Origin of the sequence: Agrobacterium burrii, from assembly GCF_017313405.1 — a bacterium.
Lineage (GTDB): Bacteria > Pseudomonadota > Alphaproteobacteria > Rhizobiales > Rhizobiaceae > Agrobacterium > Agrobacterium burrii.
On sequence record NZ_JAFLNA010000012.1, the window covers coordinates 13,338 to 32,632 of the forward strand.

Annotated in this window: 16 protein-coding genes; 4 read left to right on the plus strand and 12 right to left on the minus strand. The window is 61.1% G+C overall.

The window, feature by feature from the left end:
- The first annotated feature begins 51 nt into the window (after positions 1–51).
- Entirely contained in the window at positions 52–711 is a 660-nt protein-coding gene (locus JZX89_RS20555; protein ID WP_207135208.1) for a class I SAM-dependent methyltransferase, read from the plus strand.
- On the opposite strand, the gene JZX89_RS20560 is transcribed toward JZX89_RS20555, so the two are convergent.
- The 3 genes from JZX89_RS20560 to JZX89_RS20570 are packed head-to-tail and all read right to left on the minus strand — an operon-like array spanning position 705 to position 6,173.
- Positions 705–3,980, minus strand: coding sequence for an error-prone DNA polymerase (locus tag JZX89_RS20560; RefSeq protein WP_207135209.1), 3,276 nt, complete (start codon positions 3,978–3,980; stop codon positions 705–707). The two genes, JZX89_RS20555 and JZX89_RS20560, sit on opposite strands and share 7 nt — an antisense overlap.
- Complete coding sequence (locus JZX89_RS20565; protein ID WP_207135210.1) at positions 3,977–5,494, minus strand: Y-family DNA polymerase; 1,518 nt, start codon at positions 5,492–5,494, stop codon at positions 3,977–3,979. The genes JZX89_RS20560 and JZX89_RS20565 overlap by 4 nt, the downstream gene beginning before the upstream one ends.
- Positions 5,409–6,173: an ImuA family protein gene (locus JZX89_RS20570; protein ID WP_207135211.1), complete on the minus strand. Its 765-nt coding sequence runs from the start codon at positions 6,171–6,173 to the stop codon at positions 5,409–5,411. Before JZX89_RS20570 ends, JZX89_RS20565 begins: the two co-directional genes overlap by 86 nt.
- A 230-nt stretch (positions 6,174–6,403) precedes the next feature.
- Between JZX89_RS20570 and JZX89_RS20575 the strand changes: the two genes are divergently transcribed.
- The 3 genes from JZX89_RS20575 to JZX89_RS20585 all read left to right on the plus strand — a co-directional run bounded on the left by JZX89_RS20575 (position 6,404) and on the right by JZX89_RS20585 (position 8,402).
- A complete protein-coding gene (locus JZX89_RS20575) occupies positions 6,404–6,760 on the plus strand; it encodes a DUF1304 domain-containing protein (protein ID WP_153516566.1) in 357 nt (118 codons plus the stop codon).
- A gap of 4 nt (positions 6,761–6,764) precedes the next feature.
- Positions 6,765–8,036 carry a glycerate kinase type-2 family protein gene (locus tag JZX89_RS20580; RefSeq protein ID WP_207135212.1) on the plus strand — a complete coding sequence of 424 codons (1,272 nt, stop codon included), beginning with the start codon at positions 6,765–6,767 and terminating at the stop codon, positions 8,034–8,036.
- 117 nt (positions 8,037–8,153) lie between these two features.
- The gene (locus JZX89_RS20585; protein WP_153516568.1) at positions 8,154–8,402 is read left to right on the plus strand and encodes a hypothetical protein; all 249 of its coding nucleotides are present in this window, start codon (positions 8,154–8,156) and stop codon (positions 8,400–8,402) included.
- A 6-nt stretch (positions 8,403–8,408) separates the two neighbouring features.
- On the opposite strand, the gene JZX89_RS20590 is transcribed toward JZX89_RS20585, so the two are convergent.
- From JZX89_RS20590 to JZX89_RS20630, 9 genes are all read right to left on the minus strand, one after another.
- Complete coding sequence (locus tag JZX89_RS20590; protein ID WP_194287713.1) at positions 8,409–10,652, minus strand: putative bifunctional diguanylate cyclase/phosphodiesterase; 2,244 nt, start codon at positions 10,650–10,652, stop codon at positions 8,409–8,411.
- A 198-nt stretch (positions 10,653–10,850) separates the two neighbouring features.
- Complete coding sequence (locus JZX89_RS20595; protein ID WP_207135213.1) at positions 10,851–11,630, minus strand: MetQ/NlpA family ABC transporter substrate-binding protein; 780 nt, start codon at positions 11,628–11,630, stop codon at positions 10,851–10,853.
- 33 nt (positions 11,631–11,663) lie between these two features.
- Positions 11,664–12,332: a methionine ABC transporter permease gene (locus JZX89_RS20600; protein ID WP_149899054.1), complete on the minus strand. Its 669-nt coding sequence runs from the start codon at positions 12,330–12,332 to the stop codon at positions 11,664–11,666.
- Positions 12,322–13,362 carry a methionine ABC transporter ATP-binding protein gene (locus JZX89_RS20605; RefSeq protein ID WP_369809588.1) on the minus strand — a complete coding sequence of 347 codons (1,041 nt, stop codon included), beginning with the start codon at positions 13,360–13,362 and terminating at the stop codon, positions 12,322–12,324. Before JZX89_RS20605 ends, JZX89_RS20600 begins: the two co-directional genes overlap by 11 nt.
- A gap of 370 nt (positions 13,363–13,732) precedes the next feature.
- The gene (locus tag JZX89_RS20610) at positions 13,733–14,362 is read right to left on the minus strand and encodes an NAD(P)H-dependent oxidoreductase (protein ID WP_174374858.1); all 630 of its coding nucleotides are present in this window, start codon (positions 14,360–14,362) and stop codon (positions 13,733–13,735) included.
- A gap of 412 nt (positions 14,363–14,774) precedes the next feature.
- A complete protein-coding gene (locus tag JZX89_RS20615; RefSeq protein ID WP_207135215.1) occupies positions 14,775–16,154 on the minus strand; it encodes a GH1 family beta-glucosidase in 1,380 nt (459 codons plus the stop codon).
- Positions 16,155–16,714: 560 nt separating this feature from the next.
- Positions 16,715–18,010: an MFS transporter gene (locus tag JZX89_RS20620; protein WP_207135216.1), complete on the minus strand. Its 1,296-nt coding sequence runs from the start codon at positions 18,008–18,010 to the stop codon at positions 16,715–16,717.
- 89 nt (positions 18,011–18,099) lie between these two features.
- Positions 18,100–18,501 carry a MarR family winged helix-turn-helix transcriptional regulator gene (locus JZX89_RS20625; RefSeq protein ID WP_207135217.1) on the minus strand — a complete coding sequence of 134 codons (402 nt, stop codon included), beginning with the start codon at positions 18,499–18,501 and terminating at the stop codon, positions 18,100–18,102.
- Between the two features lie 148 nt (positions 18,502–18,649).
- A complete protein-coding gene (locus tag JZX89_RS20630; RefSeq protein WP_142842794.1) occupies positions 18,650–19,219 on the minus strand; it encodes a GNAT family N-acetyltransferase in 570 nt (189 codons plus the stop codon).
- Positions 19,220–19,295: the final 76 nt, after the last annotated feature.

Here is a 19,295-nt window from a genome sequence, read left to right on the forward strand (position 1 = left end):
GTGAGAACAGATCCGCCTGAAGCGGAAGGGCTCGTCCGGGGAGCATCCACCATGAGCATGGCCGACGACGCCCGTTTCTGGAACCGGTCAGCACGGAAATATGCGAAAGGCAGGATTTCAGACGAGGCCGGATATGCGCGCACGCTGGAGCGGACCCGCGCCCTGCTGAAACCCGACGACAACATATTGGAACTGGGCTGCGGCACCGGAACGACGGCGATCCAGCTGGCGGGTAGTGTCAAAGACTATCTTGCGACGGATATTTCCGCCGACATGATCGCAATCGCCGAGGAGAGAAAACAAGCCGCCGGCTCTCTCCACAACCTCACCTTCAGCGCAACGACTGCGGAAGCGCTTGTGCCCGGCGACATGCAGTTCAACGCGGTACTGGGTTTCAACTATCTTCATCTCGTCCGCGACCTGCCCGGCACGCTGCGGCACATTCATGCCCTGCTTGCCCCGCACGGCCTGTTCATTACCAAGACCCCCTGTGTCGGCGATATGAACCCGCTTATCCGCCTTGTCCTGCCGGCGATGCGGGCAATCGGCAAGGCGCCCTATGCCGGCGTGTTCAACGCGGCCGCGCTTGGCCGGCATATGAATGCCGGTGGTTTCGACATTCTGGCCACGGAAATCCACGCAACAAAGGGCAATGATAACCGCCCTTACATCGTGGCGCGCAAGAGGTGGACTGAGCCGCCTTCTCAGTGAAAATTGCGGGAAATGACCTTTATCCGCTCGACCGCATCGTCATCATGGTCGGCGGGCGGCGGGCGTTTCCTGATGACGCGATGATCATCCGGCGGCATACCGTGATGAAACTCGTCACCACGCCCATGCGGCAGAGGAAAGGCGTGGTTGCGCTCGCCCACGCTTGCCAGGGCCTGCGACAGATCGGTCAGCCGGTGGGCGACCAGATGCACCACCTCACCTTCCCGCTGAATCTTGCCGTAAATGCCGACCATGCCGGCTGAAAGCACCACACGCCGGTATTTTTCGAAGGTTTTGACCCACAGCACCGCATTGGCGATGCCCGTCTCGTCCTCCAGCGTCATGAAGATCACGCCCTTTGCCGAACCGGGGCGCTGGCGCACCAGCACCAGACCGGCCGTTTCCAGCCATGTGCCATCCCGAACGCGCACCGCCTCCGCACAGGTGACGATGCGGCGGCGGGAAAGATCATGCCGCAGGAAGGTCATGGGATGTTCGCGCAGCGTCAGCCCCACATGGCCATAATCCTGCACCACCTCGCCACCGTCAGTCATGGGCCTGAGCGCAACGGAGGGTTCCTGAAGCTCTTCGATAACGGCATTTTCCCTGATGGCAGCGGCGGCGAAAAGCGGCAGCGGCTCATCCCGCAAGGCCTTGATGGCCCAGAGCGCCTCGCGCCGGGCAAGCGAAAGCGACGGCAGAAAGGCATCGGCTTCGGCGAGACAGACGAGGGCAGCGGCCGGAACACCCGCCCTTCGCCACAGATCATCGACGGAAGCAAACGCCCGATCCTGCCGGCCCGAGACGATTTTCGCGGCGTGATCGTTGGAAAGCCCCTTCACCATGCGCAGGCCAAGCCGCACGGCATAGCGCTCCTCACCCTTGCCATTCTTCTTGCCCGTAGGCTCCAGCGTGCAATCGAAACGGCTGTTATTAACGCAGACCGGACGCACCTCGACACCATGATCACGCGCATCGCGCACGATCTGCGCCGGGGCGTAAAAACCCATGGGCTGCGAGTTGAGAATGGCCGTACAGAAAATATCGGGATGATGGCATTTCAGCCATGAGGAGGCATAGGCAATCAGCGCGAAGGAAGCCGCGTGGCTTTCGGGGAAACCGTAACTGCCGAAACCTTCCAGCTGCTTGAAGATGCGTTCGGCGAATTCCTGCTCATAACCGCGCTCCACCATGCCATCGATCAGATCCTGCCTGAATTTGGAGATGGTGCCGACATTCTTGAAGGTGGCCATGGCGCGGCGCAGCTGATCCGCCTTGCCGGGTGAAAACCCGGCGCATTCGATGGCGACGCGCATGGCCTGTTCCTGAAACAGCGGCACGCCCAGCGTCTTGCCCAGTACATTTCTAAGTTCCGGCTTCGGATAATCCTCTTTTTCCTTTCCATCGCGGCGGCGCAGATAGGGGTGCACCATATCGCCCTGAATGGGACCGGGGCGAACAATGGCGACCTGAATGACGAGGTCATAGAACTTTGCCGGTTTCAGGCGTGGCAGCATCGACATCTGCGCCCGGCTTTCGATCTGGAAGGTGCCAAGCGTATCGGCCTTCTGGATCATTTTGAAGGTTGCGGGATCATCATCCGGCATGGAAGTGAGATCGTATTTCTTCCCATACCGCTCCTCCAGCATGTTGAAGCCGCGCTTCATGCAGGAAAGCATGCCAAGCGCCAGGCAATCCATTTTCATGAACTTCACAACATCAATATCGTCCTTGTCCCATTCGATGATCTGGCGATCATCCATGGCGGCGGGTTCGATTGGCACCAGCTCATCCAGCCGGTCATGGGTCAGAACAAAGCCGCCCGGATGCTGGCTGTGATGGCGCGGTGTGCCGACAAGCTGGTTGGCCAGTTCGAAGGCAAGCTTCAGGCGGCGATCCTCCATATTGAGGTTCAGTTCCTTCACCTGCTTTTCACCCACTCCCTCGCTCCAGCGCCAGACCTGCGAAGACAGAAGTTTGGTCAGGTCTTCCGGCAGGCCCAGAACCTTGCCGACATCGCGCAACGCCCCACGCCCGCGATAACGGGTGACAACCGAACACAGTGCGGCCTTGTCGCGACCATAGGTATCATAAACCCACTGAATGACCTCCTCGCGCCGCTGATGTTCGAAATCCACATCAATGTCAGGCGGTTCCCGCCGTTCTTCCGAAACGAAACGTTCAAACAGAAGATCGACCTTGAGGGGATCAATGGCGGTGATGCCAAGCACGTAGCAGACCACCGAATTGGCCGCCGAGCCGCGCCCCTGGCAGAGAATATCCAATGAGCGCGCATGGCGAACAATGGCATTCACCGTCAGGAAATAGGGTGCATATTCCAGCCTTCCGATCAGGCCAAGTTCGTGGTGCAGCGCCTTTTCCACCTTTTCCGGCGCGCCATGCGGATAACGATCCGACACCGCATCCCAGACCAGCTTTTCAAGCGCCTGCTGCGCCGTCAGCCCCGGCAGGGTGCGCTCCTCGGGATATTGATAGACCAGTTCCTTCAGCGAAAATTTACAGCGTTTCGCAATGTCGAGGCTGCGGGAAAGCGCTTCGGGATAACGGGCAAACAGCCGGTGCATCTCTTGCGGCGGCTTCATATAGCGGTCGGCATGGCGCTCGCGGCGAAAACCCGCCTCGTCGATGGTGCAATTGTGCCGGATACAGGTGACGACATCCTGCAGCATGCGCCGCTCGGGCACATGAAAGAGCACGTCATTGGTGACAACAGTCGGTACACCAGCCGCTTCGGCCATAGCTGACAGTTCGAAAAGCCGCATCTGGTCGTTGGGGCGTCTTCGGAGGCTCAGCGCCATATAGGCCCTGTCGGCAAAAGCAGCTTTGAGACGTCGCAGCCGCAGTGCGCAAAGATCATCCGCGAGGTCAGTGAGCAACACGACGATCAGGCCTTCGCCATAGGCAACGAGATCGTCCCAAGCCAGCCGGCATTTGCCCTTGCCGCCCCGTTTCTTGCCAACGGAAAGCAACCGGCAAAGCCGCCCGTAAGCCGGGCGATCCATGGGATAGGCGAGCACGGAAAGATCATCGTCCAGATCGAGCCGGCAGCCGATGATGAGACGGATGCCATGATTATTGGCGGCTTCATAAGCGCGGGGAATGCCCGCAAGACTGTTGCGGTCCACGATACCCAGCGCCTCGATGCCGAGGCTTTTGGCCTGTTCGAAAAGCTCTTCGCAGGAGCTTGCCCCGCGCAGGAAGGAAAAATGCGTGGTCACCTGCAGCTCGGCATAACGGGGCGTATTCATGCGAAGACCCCGTGAATGAACCAACCCTGCGAACCCGTTTCGGCATGTTCGCCATCACCGGAGCGGAAAATCCAGAAGCGCTCGCCGCCTTCGTTTTCCACCATGAAATAATCGCGCACGGCGGCCTTTTCCCGGTCGCGTTTCCACCATTCGCCGAACACCCGTTCCGGCCCGTCGGCGCGCCGCACGTTATGGCGCACGCCTTTCCAGAGGAAATAACGCGGCGGATGGTCGGGCAGCAGCGCCAAAGTCTCGATGGGTTCCGGCCTTGCAAAAAGCCTGACCGGACGAGGCCAGTGGCCGGGCCAGCCGAGCGTATCCTCCGCCGCCAGCGCCGCAACTGAAGTAAGGGAGCGTTCCGGCACATCGCTTGCCACCGCCGCATAACGATAGACCCGGTGGCCGCGATTGAGGATGACATCGACCGTATCGGCGATGTCCGCACGGCCTTCCTCCAGAAGCGAGGAACGGGCCTGCGCGGCGACAAGCGGCTCGGCATGGGTGGCGGTCAGCACCATCATCTCGATGCCGAAGCCGGGATCGATGGTGTCGATACGGTCGGTCAAAAGCCGGACAAGCTGTTTGACATCGCGTACCGGTCTGGACGTACCGGCCCGTATGGCCTGCAGGCCGCTATCCACCCGGTGCAGCACCAGATCGACCCGGCGCGCGCCGAGGCCGCGCTTTTCCAGCGCGACGCAAAGTTCGGCAACCAGCTTTTGGCTATAACGGGCAATCGTTTCCGCCGCTGCGATGGGTTCGGGAAAGGCGCGCCGCACCTCCACCAGTTCGGCCACACGCACCGGTTCGATGGGTTCACCGATCTCGCCGAGCGCCTGGGAAAGACGGCGGACGAGTTCGGGGCCGAAACGCAGGGTCAGCGGCGCGCGCGGGGCTTCGGCAAGCTCACCAATGCTGCAAAACCCAAGTACCTTCAGCCCGGAAACGATACGGTCCTCCAGCCTGAGCGCAGCAAGCGGCAAAGCGCTGATCGCCACCCGCTGCCCGCCCGGCGGCACGATGCTGATCGCCTCACGGCCAAAACGCGCCAGCGCATGGGCCGCACCCCAGCTATCGGCAATGGCGGCGCGGGCAGAGAAACCGGCGGCATGCAGGCGATTGACCATGCCGCTCAGCATCAGCGTCTCATTGCCGTGCAGATGGTCCGCTCCTGATGTGTCCAGCACCAGCCCGTCGGGTGGGTCGGCGGCGACAATCGGGGCATAGATGCGCAGGAAATGAAAGGCCAGCTGTTGCAGGGCGCGGGCATCATCAGCCGCATCCAGATTTTCGACGAGAAGACCCGGCACCAGCGCCTGCGCCTTGCTGACCGGCGTGCCGGGCCGGATGCCCGCCGCCTTTGCCGCCTTGTCGAGCGCCAGCACCAGCCGGCGGCTACCCTGGCGGCCGATCATGACCAGCGGCTTTTCAGCCGGCGGCGCGTTCTCTCCCGAAAGACGCCGAAAACGATCCGTCGGCCATGTCGGCAGGTAGAGCGAGACGACCCTTTGCATCACAGGCTTCCACTTCAAATTCGGCACTTTCGCCGCCGCGACATCGCAAAAGTTCGAGAAACCAGCGCGGCCTGCCCACTCCCGGCACCGGCAGGGGTGATGAAGGCCGCACGGAGATGCGCCAGCGGGTCACCGCCGCCGTCGGCTCACCGAACAGCGCCGCATCGGCTTGACGCCGGAAGCGGCGGATGGCGATGCCGGTAACGCCTGAGGTTTCCGCCGCCAGTTGCAGCCGCCGCGAGGCGGTCATCGGCAGTTTCGCCAATTCACCCATCACCGCGCCGAAGCCGTTGCAGCGCAAGCCCTCCTCAAAACAGTCGAGCACGCCTTTCTCATCGCGGCATTCAACGATGATAAGCCGGTTCTGCGACAGGCCGGCCTGTGTCAGACCCGGCATGAACAGATCCCGCCGGGTGACACACCATAAAACCTTGCCGGAAAGCCGTGCCGCCACACCGGCAGCAAACAGGGCTGCGGCTGCACCATCGGCAGCGCCATTGCCGCCGCCGCTCAGCTCATGCAGGCAACCGAGCTTCAGCCCGCCTCCCGGCAGGTGATGGTCGATGGCATCCACGCCGAAAGGCAAGGTCTCGTGCAGCCGTTCAGGGCCGTTACCGATCCTTTCCAGCCTTTCACGCAGCTCTTCGACAACGAGCAACTGGTCCGCGCGCTTTTGCATGGCATGACGGTTTTCAATTCCGGATTTTCAATCTTACTGTTCTTGTTTTGTTCCTATTTCAGCAAAGAGTCAAGCAACAGGCTGTCGCTCATCAACAGTTTGCACGGGAAGAGAGGATTAAGCCCTTGCAGCGCTTCGTCCCGCCGTTAAAACGGAATTGTCCGCTCGCTGCCGTTCTTCTCACGAGAACCGATGCGCCACGGACATCAGGGTTTTGGAGGAGACCGCCGATGATCGCCAGCATTCTGATTGCCGTGGTTGCGGCCATCCATATCTACATCGTCATTCTGGAAATGCTGCTGTGGGAAAAGCCGGCCGGCCGCAAGGCTTTCGGTCTCTCGGCGGATTTCGCCCGGCAGACGAAAGTGCTGGCCGCCAATCAGGGGCTTTATAACGGGTTTCTGGCAGCCGGGCTGATCTATGGGCTCATGCAGGGCGATGCCGGGCTGAGCTTCAAGGTGTTTTTCCTTATCTGCGTTCTGGTGGCCGGTATTTTCGGCGCCGTTACCGCCAATACCATGAAGATCCTGTTCATTCAGGCGCTGCCCGCCATTTTGGCGCTTGGCGCGCTCTGGATTGGAGTATGAACCGATGACCGCATGGAATGACAGCCGCGCCAAAGACGCCCTCAACCGGATTTTCATGGCGGCAGTCGCAAGCGCCGATCCCGCAAAAGTACTGCAACACCACCTTCCCTCCCCGCCCAAAGGCCGCTGCGTGGTGGTGGGGGCGGGCAAAGCCTCGGCCGCCATGGCCGCAGCGCTCGACAAGGCCTGGGCGGATGTCGATCTCTCCGGTGTGGTGGTGACGCGTTACGGCCATGCCGTTCCGGCCGGTCGCATCGAGATCATCGAGGCCTCGCATCCAGTGCCCGACGACAGAAGTGCGGAAGCGGCCAAACGCATTCTCGCCGCCGTTGAGGGCCTGACCGCCGAGGACATGGTCATCGCGCTGATTTCCGGCGGCGGTTCGGCGCTGATGGTGGCCCCCGCCGAAGGCATGACGCTTGCCGACAAGATGGCCGTCAATCGTGCCCTTTTGGCCAGCGGCGCGACGATTTCGGAAATGAACGCCGTGCGCAAGCACCTCTCCCGCATCAAGGGCGGGCGGCTGGCGCTGGCCGCCAGACCGGCCAGGGTGGTGTCGCTGCTGATTTCCGACGTGCCCGGAGACGACCCCTCCGAGATCGCCTCCGGCCCGACGGTTGCCGATCCAAGCGACATTGAAACCGTGCGGGAAATCGTCTCGCGTTATGAACTCGATCTTCCCGAAACCGTGCGCAGGGTATTGGAAAAGGGCGAGGAAACACCGAAGGCCGGCGATATCGACGAGGATGTCAGGATGATCGCGGCCCCCTCGCTTGCCCTGCAGGCAGCGGCGGAAGAGGCGGTGAAGCTCGGCCTTACGCCGCTCATCCTCGGCGATTCCCTTGAAGGCGAATCCAGGGATGTCGGCGCGGTCATGGCCGGCATCGCCCTTTCCGCCAGCCGCAAGGGCCTGCCGGTCAAAGGCCCGGCCGTTTTGCTTTCCGGCGGTGAAACCACGGTCACGATCGGCAAAGGCCCGGCCGGCAAGGGCGGCCGCAACACGGAGTTCCTGCTGAGCCTTGCGCTGACGCTGAAGGGCGCAGACGGCATCTGGGCCATTGCCGGCGACAGCGACGGCATAGACGGCGTGGAGGATGCGGCGGGTGCCGTGGTGACACCGGATACGCTTGCCCGCATGCGCGCTGCCGGTGTCGATCCGCGCCAGTCGCTCGTGGGCCATGACAGCTATACCGCTTTCAAAGGGGTCGGTGATCTCGTGGTGACGGGGCCGACGCTGACCAATGTCAATGATATCAGGGCGATTTTGATCGGCTGAAATCGGCGGCGTTCCGGCTGGCCATTGCCGCCCGGTGCGCACATCCTCAGGCAAGGCCATTTTGACTATAGTATCGGACAGGTATAATCTGGAGGTATATACTTTGGAGCTTCAGCCATGCGTTCTGGAGTGCTCATACTTGGCCTGATCATGGCCCTCATACCCACCTTGGCGGATGCTCACAATTGCAAATGCCGAAATCGCGGCACCATGTTCGAACTCGGCCAGACATCCTGTCTGAAGGTCGATGGCGGCTCCTATCTCGCGCGCTGCGAGATGAAGCTCAACGTCTCGTCCTGGACCAAGGTTCAGGACGGTTGCCCCATAACACAACGGATGCCGCAGCAGTCGATACGCATCAATTGATGTCGTTTACGCCCCTGCCCGAAGTGCAAATAGCGGCGCATTCTGCGCTTCCACCATGATGGTGATGTCTTCGGCGGCAACCGGTTTCGAAAACAGGTAACCCTGCAACTCGTCGCAGCCGCACAGATGCAGGATGGCGGCCTGTTCCTCGGTCTCGATGCCTTCCGCCGTCACCGGAATATCGAGCGATTTCGCCAGCGCCACGGTGGCCTGCAGCATTTCCAGAGAGCGCCCGCCATGTTCCAGCGCCACGACCAGTGACCGGTCGATCTTCATGCGGTCGAAGCCGAAGCGGCGCAGATATCCGACGCTTGCAAATCCGGCGCCGAAATCATCAAGCGCAATATGCAGGCCAAGCTGTTTCAGCTTGTCGATCGCAGCACCTGCCCGCTCGGGATGCTGGATGAAATAGCCTTCCGTCATTTCCAGCCGCAACCGCTCGGATGGCGTCTGTGTGGCCGCGAGAATATCCGCCACATAACCGGAAAAGGCGGGATTGCGGAATTGCACGGGCGAAATATTGACGGACAACTTGATGGAGGGCCATTGCCGCGCCGTCTCGCAAGCCTTGCGCAGAACCATAAGGCCAAGCCGGTCGATGAGACCGCTGGTTTCGGCAGCCGCGATGAATATATCCGGCGGCACGAAGCCATGTCCCGGCCTTTGCCAGCGCGCCAGCGCTTCCACCCCGGTAATGCAGCGCGTTGCGGCGCTGACGACCGGCTGATAGACCACCGTAATCTCGTCGTTGAGGATGGCGCAGCGAAGATCGGCCTCGAGCTGCAGCTTTTCCTCGCGCAGCGCATCCATCTTCAACTCATAGGAAACGTAACGCCCGCGCCCGTTCTCCTTGGCCTGATACATGGCCATATCGGCGCGGCGCAGCAGTTCCTCGCCATTGATATCGCCGGCACGGGAAACCGAAGTGCCGATGCTGCAGCCGATGCTCGCCACCCTTTCACCGATGCTGAACGGTTCGGTGAAAAGTTCGAGCAGCGCCAGACACAGCTTGCGGCCTTCCGCCCAGACATCATTGCCCTGAATGGCGATGGCGAATTCATCGCCGCCGAGCCGCGCCAGCACCGCACCTTCCGGCACCAGCACCCGAAGTGCAGCCGCCACACCCTTGATCAGCCGGTCACCCGCGGCATGGCCGTAAGAATCGTTGATTTCCTTGAAACCGTCGAGATCGAGGTAGAGCAGCTTGATATCGGTTCTGTCGTGACGGGCCTTGCCCACCATGCGGTTCAGCCTGGCAAACAGACCGGCGCGGTTGCTGAGCCCGCTCAGACGATCGCGCAGCGCCTCCTCCCTTGCCGCCGCCTCATCCGCCTTCAGCCGGTCAAGCGTGGCCGAGCCGATGATGAGAAGCACCAGAAAGAACGTGCCGGCAATGCCGAGCGCGGTGAAGACGACCGGCCGCGCCTCGTGGAAGCTGACATCTCCCGGCAAATGCGAGCGCCAGACAAGCCGCGCCAGCACATCGCCGAGCGGATTGACGATATCCACATGGTTGACTGAAGGCGCGTCGCCATATTGCAGCTCCAGACCGTCGATGACGTAGTTGCGGGCAAGCTTGTCCACCGTCGCCTGTTTGAGATGGCGGGCGAAAATCAGATAACGCCGCTCCGCGCCGACGGGCGGCAGAGCGCCGGACTTCAGCCGCACCAGCGCGACGCCTGCGGCAGCAACGCCATCGTCGGTTTTGACAAAACCGGTGACCTGGGAGGTGATGTCCGGACGCATGGCCTGCACGCGTTCGATCATCTCCTCCAGACCTGCGGCAAAATAGGCGTCAGGCGCCCATGTGACGGGCTTGCCGTTCTGGTAGGCCATGCGAACTCTGCCATCCTCATCGAGAACGACAGCGGTATCGAAGAGATCGTTGTTGACCGTCATGTCGCCGTAATTGCTGGCTATCCAGTCGAACCTGTCAGGCGCATAGACATATTCTGCGGCATCGTCCCAGGCGGCGTAGTCATTCAGCGTAGCGCCAAGCTGCTCGCGGAAGGTGACCAGAGCGCCCGCCGTGGTCTCGCGTGAGCGGGCATTGTCAAGCAGGTTCGCCTTTTCCCGGACCTGGCTGAGGGCGGACAGGACCAGCGCGGTGACGATGAGAAGCACCAGCGCAAAGGTGGACAATACGATGCCGACGGCGGTTCTGCGCCCGACCGGCAAATATTCCCCAATGTTTCGCGGCGCAATCCGCATAAATTCCCCTTCGAAAGCATCATCTTGCGAAGGAAACATTCAAAAGCCGTTAAACGGCATTGTGACGCCGCCCCAAAAAGATACGGGTATAAAACGACAGTCTGGCCGTGAACCTGAAAAATCCTTCCATAAAATACCGGGGGTTTTTCACAAAAGACGGATTTAAACCCACGCCGCAAAGAAAAAACCTCCCCCGCGAACGGGAGAGGCCAAAACTTTCGCCAGGGCGAACAGGGGTTACCAGGACGGGATGACCGTGCCGTTATACTTTTCCAGAATGAAGGCCTTCACTTCCGGGCTGTGGTAGGATTCCACCAGCGTCTTCACCCAGGGCTTGTCCTTGTCCTGCGTGCGAACGGCGATGATGTTCGCATAAGGAGACTTTTCGCTTTCGATGGCGATGGCGTCCTTCTTCGGGTTCAGGCCTGCTGCCGTCGCATAGTTGGTGTTGATGACCGAAGCGTCGGTGTCGTCAAGCGAACGCGGCAGCTGGGCGGCGTCAAGTTCGACGATCTGGATGTTCTTCGGGTTTTCGGTGATGTCGGCCGGCGTTACCTTCAGGCCGGCTTCTTCCTTCACCTTCAGAACACCCTTGGAGGCGAGAACCAGAAGCGCGCGGCCGCCATTGGTCGGATCGTTCGGAATGCCGATGGTCGCGCCGTCCTTCAGCTCGTCAAGGTTCTTCACCTTCTTCGAATAAACGCCCATCGGGGTGGTAATGGTGGTGCCGACGCTGACAAGATCGAACTTGCGGTCAGCGATCTGGTTGTCAAGGTAAGGCTGGTGCTGGAAGGAGTTGGCCTGCAACTCGCCATCGTTCAGCGCCTGATTCGGCACGACATAGTCGGAGAATTCGATGATATCGATATCCAGCCCCTTGGCGGCTGCGATCTTCTTCACCTGTTCCATGATCTGCGCGTGCTCGGCGGGGGTGACGCCGATCTTGATGGTCTCGGCCAGCGCCTGACCGGCGGTGAAGAGGGCGGCGAGCGAAGCCGCGAGGATGAGTTTCTTCATGGGTGTCTCCTTGGGTTGTTATTATAAACGCAGTTAATTCTTGCGGGTCCGCTTGTCGAAGCTGCGCGCCAGCCGGTCGCCGGCGCTCTGCACCAGCTGCACCAGCACGATGAGCACCAGAACCACCACCAGCATCACGTCAGGCATGAAGCGCTGGTAACCATAACGAATGCCGAGATCGCCCAGCCCACCGCCGCCGACCGCGCCGACCATGGCCGAATAACCGATGAGGCTGACCAGCGTGAGCGTGAGCGCCAGCGTGATGCCGGGCTTGGCTTCGGCGAGCAGAACCTTGGTGACGATCTGCAGCGGGGTGGCGCCCATGGCGCGGGCAGCCTCGATGAGACCCTTGTCCACCTCGCGGATTGCCGCTTCCACCAGCCTTGCAATGAAGGGCACGGTCGCGACCGTCAGCGGCACGATGGCTGCACTGGTGCCAATCGACGTGCCGGCCACCAGCCGGGTGAACGGAATGATCGCCACGACAAGAATGATGAAGGGTGTGGAGCGCGCCGCATTGACGATGAGGCCGAGGATGCGGTTGGTCATAGGTGCTGGAAACAGTTCACCCTTGCCGCTGGTAGCGAGGAAAACGCCCATCGGCACGCCGATGATGGAGCCGACGATGCCGGCGACCGCGACCATATGCAGTGTCTGCAACAGGCCCTTCAATAGAAGGTTGAACAGCATATCAGGCGACATAACCGAGCACCTCCGTGTGAAGACCGGTTTCCGCATAAAAGCGACCGGCGCGGGCGGTGATTTCCGCCGTGGCCGGATAGGAGACCACCAGCGAGCCGAAAGGCTCACCGGAAATTTCCTCGATGGTGCCGGCGAGAATGTTCACGTCAGGGCCGATTTCAGCGACCAGACGGGCGGTCAGCGGCTGAAACGCCGTCTCGCCGAAGAAGACCAGACGCACCAGAACGCGGTCGCCGTCCGTCGCCTGCGGCTTGAGACCCGAAGTGACCCAGTGCGGCAGCTTCACGCCGACCGAGGACGACAGCAGGCTGCGGGTCGTCTCGTGTTTCGGCGCAGTGAAGATATCGAAGGTCGTGCCTTCTTCAACGATCAGGCCCCTGTCAATGACAGCTACCTGTGAGGCGATGGTCTTCACCACTTCCATTTCGTGGGTGATGAGCAGCACGGTGAGGCCCAGTTCGGCATTGATGCGCTTGAGGAGTTCGAGAATGGACTGGGTCGTCTCGGGATCGAGCGCCGAGGTCGCCTCGTCAGACAAAAGCAGCTTCGGCTGGGTGGCAAGCGCGCGGGCAATGCCGACACGCTGCTTCTGGCCGCCGGAAAGTTCGGCCGGATAACGCCTCGCCTTGTCCGAAAGGCCGACGAGATCGAGCAGCGGTGCAACGCGGGTCTCGATCTCCTTCTTGCCCAGACCGGCAATTTCGAGCGGCAGCGCCACATTGTCGAAAGCAGTGCGCGACGACAGGAGATTGAAGTGCTGGAAGATCATGCCGACGGAACGGCGCAGCGTGCGCAGGTTCTTCTCATCGAGTGCCGCGACATCGACGCCATCGACGACCACACGGCCGGACGAGGGTTTTTCAAGACCGTTGGCCAGACGGATGAGCGTCGACTTGCCGGCACCGGAGCGGCCGATGATGCCGGTGATCGAGCCTTTCGGCACGACGTAATCGACACCGGCAAGGGCTGCAAAGCCGGGCTTGCCATCGGCGCCGCCGAATGTCTTGGTCACGCCTTCAAACGTGACCATCGGGTCGTTGACCGCCCGCTCCGGGGCCGCCTGTGGCCGGGTCGCGGGCGGTGCCGCGGATGATGGAAAATTCATTGTAAACTCTGGGAAAACGCGTGACGGATCGGGTCTCAAAAAATCCTGCTGCGGTACGAGACCGCTCTCTTCATGCAGCCTAGGGGCACATTCGATGACAGCTGATTTTCCGGGTCATTTCGTCAGGCTTTCACTCAGAAATGCCGGGGATCGGCAATTCGATGGCACATACTTGCCCGCAGGCGCCATCTTTTAACAGGGATGTTTTTTCAATTATCTGAAAAGAGAGAAAAAATCTACCGCAAAGCCACCTCGGCGGCCCTGCGGCAGTCAAGATTTCGTAGCGATATGAAAATCACACGCGGCTGGTGAATTCCTCGAGCGGGCGGCGCACCTTTTTCAGGTTCACCAGCCAGTCGCCATCGGGCTGGCGGTAGCCGAGCGGCAGCATGGTGACGGAGCGCAGGCCCTTTTCACGAAGGCCGAGAATCTCGTCCAGCTTGGCCGGGTCGAAACCTTCCATCGGGGTGGAATCAACGCCCTCGAAAGCCGCCTGCGCCACCGCCATGCCGAAACCGATATAGGCCTGACGGGCGGCATGTTCGAAATTCACCTGCTCGTCGCGCTGCGGATAGGTGGTAAGCAGCATCTGGCGATAGGCTTCCCAGCCTTCATTCTTGATGCCGCGTTCTTCATTGACCAGATCGAACATATGGTTGATCCGCTCTTGCGTGTAGTTGTCCCACGCCGCAAACACCAGCAGATGCGAGCCATCGGTAACCTGCGCCTGGTTCCAGGCGATCTCGCGGATTTTCGCACGAACTTCAGGATCGGTAACGACGATCACCTCGAAAGGCTGCAGGCCGCTGGAGGTTGGCGCCAGCCGCGCCGCCTCGAGGATGCGCTCGACCTTGTCTTCGGACACCGTCCTGGAAGGGTCCATTTTCTTGGTGGCATAACGCCAGTTGAGTTTTTCGATAAGCATGTTCGTTTTCCCTTGGGAGGACCAGCCCGCACTGCCCCTTGGGCGGCAGAACGGGCGCTACGCTTCGTAGCTTGCCTGACATAAGGGACGGGTTGGCGGGCACAAGCAGGCACCGCCAGGTAACCGATAAGAAAGTTTGGAAAACTGATAATAAGGAGACAGAGTTTATTGCGGATAGGCTTCGTGCCCTCGCCCGTCAGGAGCCGAGGGTGAATTCACGCATCAGCCGGTCTCCCACCCTCATTCCTGTGCTTGTCACAGGAATCCAGCCGACACGCATCCGCGTGGCGGAAAGACTCCCCTCAGCCCAAGGACTTGGGCTGGCTGGATCCCTGTGACAAGCACAGGGATGAGGAGCGCGCATTGTTCGAAGGCTGACGATGGCGAGAGGCCAGTGTCCTGAGGCGTAGCCTCACCCCTTCACCACACCATGGTTGCCCTTCGGAAACCCCGACGCCAGCGCGCTGTACCACTTCCCGCTGTTCTTCAGCGTCCGCACCTGTGTGCCGTAATCCACATGCACGAGGCCGAAGCGCATGCGATAGCCCTCGGCCCATTCGAAATTATCCATCAGGCTCCAGGCGAAATAACCGCGCATCGGGTAGCCGTCCTTGATGAGATCGGCGACGATGCCGAGATGTTCGGCGTAATAATCGAGACGCGGCTGGTCGCTCACCTCACCATTTTCGATACCCGTATTATAGCAGGCGCCGTTTTCGGTGATGTAGCAATCCGGCAAGTCGTAACGCTTGTAGAGGTCCTCCACCAGCGATTTGAGCGCCGGCGCATAAACCTCCCAGCCGATATCGGTCTTGACGTCGCTGACCGCCGGGGCCGGTGTGGTGGCCGGGAATTCCGCGCCCGGCGTCGCATCGTCGGCAACACGCATCGGCGTGTAATAATTCAGGCCCCACCAGTCGAGCTTCTGGCTGATGATCGCCAGGTCTTCCGCCTCCACGACAGGTATGCGGTCGCCCAGCGCTTCCATCATCTGCGCCGGATATTCACCCTTGAAGACCGGATCGAAAAACGCGCCATTGTGGAACTGGAATGCCCGCTCGGCGGCTTTCAGATCGGCCTTGCTGTCGGATGCCGGGATGACGGAATGGGCGTTCAGCACCAGCCCGACCGGCACCTTCGGCGCGACATGGCGCGATGCCTCGACGCCGAAACCATGGGCGAGGTTGATGTGGTGCATGGCGGCAAGGGCCGCCTCCATGTTGCGCTCTCCCGGCGCATGGACACCGTAGAGATGGCTCAGCCAGACGGCGCACCAGGGTTCGTTGAAGGTTGCCACCGCATCCAGCCGGTCGCCGAGGCGGGCCATGACGGTCTTGGCGTAACGCTGGAAGGCATGGGCGGTGGAGCGCGATGCCCAGCCGCCGTCGCCCATCAGTGTCAGCGGCAGATCCCAATGGTAAAGCGTCGCATAGGTCTTGATGCCGCGCGCCTTGCAGCCATCGACGAGGCGATCGTAAAAATCCAGCCCCTTTTCGTTGATCGGCCCGAAACCATCAGGGATGATGCGCGGCCAGGCGATGGAGAAACGATAGGCCTCGACACCCATCTCCTTGATGAGATCGAGATCGTCTTCCCAGCGATTATAGTGATCGCAGGCGATATCGCCATTGTGCCGCTCGAAGACATGACCCGGCATGTTGCAGAAGGCATCCCAGATGGAGGGCTTGCGGCCATCCACCTTGGTGGAGCCTTCGATCTGGAAGGAGGCGGTTGCGACGCCGAACAGGAAATCACCGGGAAAACGGGCTGCAAGCGCTTTGGGATCGATCATCGGAGAGGCCTTCTCATATCCATCGAGCGTGAAAAGATGACAGCGGTTTAGACCATGTCGGCGAAGAGGTACAGCGGGGCCAGAGGAATCTACAACGTTTCAGGCTGCGCAGTTAACAAGTCCAAAGCGCTTTGCCCACAGGAATTCGCCGCAGCGGCAAGGCAGCGGGGCGAAGCGTCGGTCCGGCAAATGCGGATGGGATGGGAGTGGGGGGAAGTCTTGCATTTGCCGGACCGCGTCTTGCCGACCGTAATGCCGGCCCGTGTCGCTGAAGGCATTTTCACGGCATCTATCGGATCGGCCCTCCCCGCCTCTGGCATTGCAGGGCGCCTTTCCGAAACATGGTCTGCCAGAACCATGCTTGTCGATGCCGGCCACCGGTTCGCGAAGGACGCCGCGCGTATCATCCTTCCGTTCCGGTTGCGGGCACCATGATGCGGCCGAAAGCGACGGCGGGGAAAAGCGGGGAGCAATTTTGCCGCAAGTGATTGGGCGAAAAGAGGTGGCGGCGGAAAATCATCCACCGCCCGTTCAATGTGAACTTTGTTGATGGGTATCGATTATGCGGCCTGCGGCGCAAGGTTGGCAGCGCCCGGCTTTCTGAGCAACAGCACCGAGACAGCCGCAATCATACACATCAGCCCGGCGATCTGCAGCGCCGGCATATAGGTGTCGAAGTCGCTCTTGAGGAACCCGGCACCGAAGGCGGCAGTGGCGGCCCCCAGCTGATGGCCGGCAAACACCCAGCCGAACACCAGCCCGGCCTTTTCTCGGCCGAAATTCTCGGCGGCCAGTTTCACCGTCGGCGGCACGGTCGCCACCCAGTCCAGCCCGTAGAATACGGCGAAGACCGAAAGCTCCACGACGCTGAACCCGGAAAACGAGAGATAAAGCAGAGACAGGCCGCGCAGACCGTAGAACCAGAACAGCAGGAAACGATTGTCGAAACGGTCGGAAAGCCAGCCGGCAAAGATCGTGCCGAAGAAATCGAAAATGCCGATCACCGCCAGCGTGCCTGCGGCCGTGATCGCCGCCATGCCGAAATCACCGCAGATCGAAATCCAGTGGGTCTGGATCAGGCCGTTGGTGGACAGCCCGCAGACGAAGAAGGTGCCAAACAACACCCAGAAGACCGGGTTGCCGGAGACACTTTTCAGGGTCAAAATCGGCGAGACCAGCGTTGCAAGAAACTTGTGGTCCTGTTTCGGCGGGTGCGCCACCACGGTCTCGCCATAGGCCGGCAGGCCGACATCGGCGGGATGGTCACGCATCAGCAAAAGCACGAGGACCATGGCCGCCGCGATCACCGCAACGGTCAGCGTCAGGGCGGTTCGCCAGCCATAAGCCTCCGTCAGCGCCGCCAAAAGCGGCAGGAACACCAGCTGACCGGTGGCATTACTCGCCGTCATCAGGCCGATCACCAGTCCGCGACGTTTGGAAAACCAGCGCGACGCCACCGTCGCGCCCAGCACCAGCGCCGTCATGCCGGTGCCGACGCCGATCACCACGCCCCACAGCAGCAGCAATTGCCAGACCTCAGTCATTAAGAACGAGGCAACGATGCCACCCATGATCAGCGCGAGCGCCGTTGAAACCACCTGCCGGACGCCGAAATGGTTCATGAAGGCGGCGGCGAAAGGTCCGAGCAGGCCAAAAAGCACCAGCCGCACGGCCATGGCGGTGGAAATATCGGCGATATCCCAGCCGAATTCCCGATGCAGCGGCTGGATCATCACCCCCGCAGACCCCATGGCGCCGGCGGTGGCCAGCATGGTCAGAAAGGTGGTGGCGGCGACAACCCAGCCATAATGCAGGTTTCTGCCGGCCATCCATCCGGCAAGGCGTGTGGAGAGCATGTTCAAAATCCCTTTCCAGCGGCCAGTGGCCGGATATTCCGGGTATATGCCCGATTTTGTGGGTAGATACCCGCTTCATGATCAAAAAATTACAGGGCTGCGAGCAGTTCCTGCAATTGCGCGGTCTTTTCCGGCCCCAGCCGGGCCTCGATCTCATCCTGCACCCCGTCCCAGAGCGGCGCGCCCGTCTTCAGGATCGCCTGCCCCTCCGCCGTCACGGTCAGCATCGCCTCCCGCTGGTCTTCGCCATGGCCGATCGCCACAAGGCCCATGCGCGCCAGCACCTTGGTATTGCGGCCGACGGTAGAGCGATCCAGCTCCACCCGCGCGGCGAGATCCGTCAGCGACACCGGCGCAGTACGGTTGATATTCCGCAACAGGCTGAACTGGCCAATATTGACGCCAAGCGGTGCCAGCGCCTCGTCATAATAGGACGAGACCTTGCGGGATGCTTTGCGCAACAGAATGCAGTGGCAGCTATCGTTTGACATTTGTCTCGGGTATATACCCGCAAATCGTCACAGGCAAGAGATGTTCGGAAAAATGTCGGCGGGGGAAAGGTCGTCTGCACAGATCATATGGTAGAAAGAATAAACCCCGACGTTGAGCCGGGGTTTGATATTAGCAGCGGGGCTCGCCTCAGGCCGAGAGCCTGCGGCCGTTTGCGACCAAGAGACCGGCAGCGCCTTCCAGCCAGCCGGCTTTCAGCTCCAGCGCCAGGAAGCGGCTGCGCTCGAACGGGCCGGGCATGATCAGGTGCTGCGCCTTGTTGGCGAAGAAACCGAAACGCTCATAATAGGGCGCGTCACCGACCAGAAGGATGGCGCCGTGGCCGCGTCTGGTGGCTTCGGCGATTGCCGCACGCATCAGCGCCGAACCGATGCCCTTGCCCTCATGGGCGGCATCGACGGCCAGCGGGCCGAGCAGCAGCGCTTCGACGGCGCGGCCTTCGCGCGAAATGCCGGCTTCGACATTCCACAGGCGCACCGTGGCGATGACATGGCCGTCCTCGTCGCGGGCAACCAGCGCCAGGCCTTCGGCCGGAACGCGGCCGGCGCGCAGCTTTTCGGAAGATTTGCGGCGGCGGCCAGCGCCCATGGCGCGGTCCAGCAGGTTCTCACGGGCGACGACATCGCCCGGATTTTCCTGATCGACATGAAATGTCTGCGGCGTGAAAAATGCCCGTACCGAATTCAAAAGAGCGGCCATCCTTGGCCTCCCGTCACACAACCGCCCACACGCGGCCCTTGATGAAAAATGGTGAAACCGTTCCGGCCCGCCGACA

Excerpts from the sequence above, each read along its gene's own strand:
- JZX89_RS20555 (WP_207135208.1), top strand. The coding sequence starts at position 52 with ATGAGCATGGCCGACGACGCCCGTTTCTGGAACCGGTCAGCACGGAAA.
- JZX89_RS20560 (WP_207135209.1), bottom strand. The coding sequence starts at position 3,980 with ATGAATACGCCCCGTTATGCCGAGCTGCAGGTGACCACGCATTTTTCC.
- JZX89_RS20565 (WP_207135210.1), bottom strand. The coding sequence starts at position 5,494 with ATGCAAAGGGTCGTCTCGCTCTACCTGCCGACATGGCCGACGGATCGT.
- JZX89_RS20570 (WP_207135211.1), bottom strand. The coding sequence starts at position 6,173 with ATGCAAAAGCGCGCGGACCAGTTGCTCGTTGTCGAAGAGCTGCGTGAA.
- JZX89_RS20575 (WP_153516566.1), top strand. The coding sequence starts at position 6,404 with ATGATCGCCAGCATTCTGATTGCCGTGGTTGCGGCCATCCATATCTAC.
- JZX89_RS20580 (WP_207135212.1), top strand. The coding sequence starts at position 6,765 with ATGACCGCATGGAATGACAGCCGCGCCAAAGACGCCCTCAACCGGATT.
- JZX89_RS20585 (WP_153516568.1), top strand. The coding sequence starts at position 8,154 with ATGCGTTCTGGAGTGCTCATACTTGGCCTGATCATGGCCCTCATACCC.
- JZX89_RS20590 (WP_194287713.1), bottom strand. The coding sequence starts at position 10,652 with ATGTTTCCTTCGCAAGATGATGCTTTCGAAGGGGAATTTATGCGGATT.
- JZX89_RS20595 (WP_207135213.1), bottom strand. The coding sequence starts at position 11,630 with ATGAAGAAACTCATCCTCGCGGCTTCGCTCGCCGCCCTCTTCACCGCC.
- JZX89_RS20600 (WP_149899054.1), bottom strand. The coding sequence starts at position 12,332 with ATGTCGCCTGATATGCTGTTCAACCTTCTATTGAAGGGCCTGTTGCAG.
- JZX89_RS20605 (WP_369809588.1), bottom strand. The coding sequence starts at position 13,362 with ATGGTCACGTTTGAAGGCGTGACCAAGACATTCGGCGGCGCCGATGGC.
- JZX89_RS20610 (WP_174374858.1), bottom strand. The coding sequence starts at position 14,362 with ATGCTTATCGAAAAACTCAACTGGCGTTATGCCACCAAGAAAATGGAC.
- JZX89_RS20615 (WP_207135215.1), bottom strand. The coding sequence starts at position 16,154 with ATGATCGATCCCAAAGCGCTTGCAGCCCGTTTTCCCGGTGATTTCCTG.
- JZX89_RS20620 (WP_207135216.1), bottom strand. The coding sequence starts at position 18,010 with ATGCTCTCCACACGCCTTGCCGGATGGATGGCCGGCAGAAACCTGCAT.
- JZX89_RS20625 (WP_207135217.1), bottom strand. The coding sequence starts at position 18,501 with ATGTCAAACGATAGCTGCCACTGCATTCTGTTGCGCAAAGCATCCCGC.
- JZX89_RS20630 (WP_142842794.1), bottom strand. The coding sequence starts at position 19,219 with ATGGCCGCTCTTTTGAATTCGGTACGGGCATTTTTCACGCCGCAGACA.